General features: G+C 46.0%; 2 protein-coding genes. Both read right to left on the bottom strand.

Translation table 11 applies throughout. The annotated features are described in order from the left end of the window. Positions 1-10: 10 nt before the first annotated feature. Positions 11-781, bottom strand: coding sequence for a DUF928 domain-containing protein (locus V6C93_RS00235; protein WP_333474626.1), 771 nt, complete (start codon positions 779-781; stop codon positions 11-13). A gap of 48 nt (positions 782-829) precedes the next feature. Beyond that, entirely contained in the window at positions 830-2779 is a 1950-nt protein-coding gene (locus V6C93_RS00230; RefSeq protein ID WP_333474625.1) for a CHASE2 domain-containing protein, read from the bottom strand. Positions 2780-2907: the final 128 nt, after the last annotated feature.

Below are 2907 nucleotides of genomic sequence, written 5' to 3'. Positions count from 1 at the left end.
TGAGGCCACTTCAGCGCTGCAATTGATGGATTGCACTATTAGTTAGTTCTACTTTCGCTTGTTCTCTCACGGCTGTTTCGGCTCCAGCGACTACCTGTTCTAGGAGAGATGTCTTTAGTTCTCTCAATCTCGGCTCATCTGGAGCTGCCAAAACAATTTTTAAGGTGTCGTGCCACAAATCGGCTTGAGCATATAGAGTTGCTCTGCTTATTAGATCATTAGTCTGAGAAAGCTTCGTTTTCAAGTCAGGCGGGATTGAAACTACACTCATTGCCCCCGTGGCGAATGGATTGCCAGACGGACGATTGGCATCACAGACTAGTTCGACTTGCCAAAGATACTTTTTACCAACTGACAATTCTGGACTAGACAGAGATAGCATCATAATTCCCGGCGAACTTTTAAAATTTTCATCTTTAATCTCTTTGACCAACTTAGGTTGTTGAGTATCTGGGTCATACTCATAGAGCCGAAACTCCATTTGCCAGGAACCAGAATCGCGTACAAACCAAGCGAAGGTGGGACGAGTTTCAACCGTTTGACCGTAGCGTTGGGTAGGTGCAAGTAAGATGAGGGCTGGAATGCTACTTAACGATGTTTCGGTTTGAGTCTCACACCCCCTAGAACCGCCTGAAGTGCCCGTCGTCTTCGGTGGAGGGTCATCAGAATTATTACCGCCAGCTAGCGCTACTGTAGGCATCAATAGCAATAAGCTCAAAGTAACATGGATGGCGACGCTGCTCCTCAACCATTTGTGCAAAAACTGTAATATTTGAGCCATGATATTCCTCTAAGCCTCTTTTATGAGCAAAGCTAAAACTTTTCCTTCTTAGAATCGCTGCCACCAAGCCATTGCTATCGGCCAAGTCAACTCGCAGACAGTGCCTTGAGGAGAGTGTGGAAATCGCCGAAACTTACCCCTCAATTGTCGGGCTATCTCGTGAGCTTGATTGGTTCCTCCCCTGCCACCTGTATAGTTGGATTCACAAATAATTTCAGCTCCATTATCAATAATTTTCAGGCAATACCAGGATGGCTCTCGCGTACAGATTACATCAAGACGAGTGGCTCCTTTGGCGTGCTTACCCACATTACACAGAGCTTCTTGTAAAAATAGGCATAAACATCGCTTTTTAGCTGTACTTAAGTGGCTGTCTTCTAGTGGCTCAAAATTGGGAGGAATAAAACTCAGGATTGTGGCAAATCCTTGAAAGTTTCTTCTTAAGGTAAGGTCGTAAACTTGATAGAGCAGCTCAGCAATTGGAGTCTGTAAATCGAGAACCACATTTCCCTCTAGACAGAGACTGTCATTGCGATTTAGCATTTCTTGAGAGAGAGAATCGGGAATACTGCGTAACTCTTGGTTCAATTGTTGAAGTTGCGATCGCAATTCCTCTGTTGATACCTCTTCTTCACCGAGACTCCTTAACATGACAGCCAGACTTTGCAGAGGGCCGTTGTGGATTGCCTCAAAGGAGCGCTTCAGCGTTAAACTGCGCTGTTCGAGCAGGGTTCTCAAATCCCGGTCAAAAAACGATGCCGTCAGTCCCGCACCCGAAAGCGCTAACAAGGTTGGCACCAAGGGAATCCACCAACCCATTACGAGGAAAATATAACAAATCCCAATGAGTGCGAAGCTAGCGACCCCAAGACTTGAGAAGGTTTTCCAGGGCGATTGCAGCATCAAACCCAGAATAATGCCCAATAAACCCCAACCTAAAATCCACAAATACTCCCAAATGTCTGACCAAACCATTAATAAAGGTCGTTTGTCTAATACTCTACTGAGAATTTGACTGGTGGCATGAGCGTGAACTTCCACTCCATAAATCCATTGATACTGGTTAGAAGACTCCTCGACCCCTACATCGGTGGTGTAGAGTGTACCTTTAACCGCTGAAGTGATAAAACTATCTTTGACGCTGGAGGCGGTCATGCCAATAATCACAATGCGATCGCGAATCCAATTCGGCTCAACTTTCCGAGTGAGAACATCTCTAAGAGATAGAGTGCGAAAGGGCTGCCGATGAGAGCGAAAGTTCAGCAGTACCTGATTACCATTAGCATCAGCTCCTACATATCCTCCCCAATTGGGCCCAAAGCGGGGCAACTTCAATGAGCCAAATTGAATGGGATCGTAAGAGCGACTACCATGATGAAACGCAATTCCTTCCTTGTGTAAATAGGCTTGTGCCAGACGCAAGGATAGGGAGTATTTCAGTTCTCCAGTGTAAGTTTTACTCGCCAGAATACTGCGTCGCAGCTTGCCATCCGGGTCAACAATTAGATCGGCAAAACCCACTCGCTCCGGAGGTATCTCTGGCGGTGGTTTCACGTTAAACGTCTCTTTCTGATTTAAAACGACTTCAATTCCAATAAGATTTGGACTCTCTCTCAAAGCTGAACCCAGTTGTGCACGCTCTGGATTCCTATTTTGATTTTTAAAAATATCGAGACCGATTACTCTAGGTTTGTAGGTTTGTAGAATATTTAGTAGTTTAGCGAGCTGGCTATCTGGTATAGGAAAGCCTCCCACATAGTTGATGTCGTCTTCATCAATGCCCACAATTACGATCCGCGTATCGACGGTTTCGGCAGGTCGCAGGCGGAGCAATTGATCGAAGGCGAGCCACTCTTGCGATTGCAGTAATCCCATTGACCGAGCAAGCATTACCAGTCCCACGACGGAGAGTCCTGGCAGCGCGACTTCACGCCAGAGTTTCAGTTGTTGCTTGATTTTCTTCCAGAGCTTTACCTTAATAGAAAGCGTCACCTTCATCAACTAATCAATCCGATTTTTCGGGCTGCGAGTTCAATTTGAATTCTCAGTTCTTTACCCGGTTCGTCATAGACGCCCAGAGCATCTTGCAGTCGAATCCAGTAGTTTCGCACGGTGCGATCGCTCAC

The organism is Allocoleopsis sp. (assembly GCF_036703385.1).
Lineage (GTDB): Bacteria > Cyanobacteriota > Cyanobacteriia > Cyanobacteriales > Coleofasciculaceae > Allocoleopsis.
This window is presented reverse-complemented; position numbering and strand designations above follow the sequence as displayed.

What these genes read in the sequence shown, in the direction of transcription:
- V6C93_RS00235 (WP_333474626.1), bottom strand. Translation starts at nt 781, where the DNA reads ATGGCTCAAATATTACAGTTTTTGCACAAATGGTTGAGGAGCAGCGTC.
- V6C93_RS00230 (WP_333474625.1), bottom strand. Translation starts at nt 2,779, where the DNA reads ATGAAGGTGACGCTTTCTATTAAGGTAAAGCTCTGGAAGAAAATCAAG.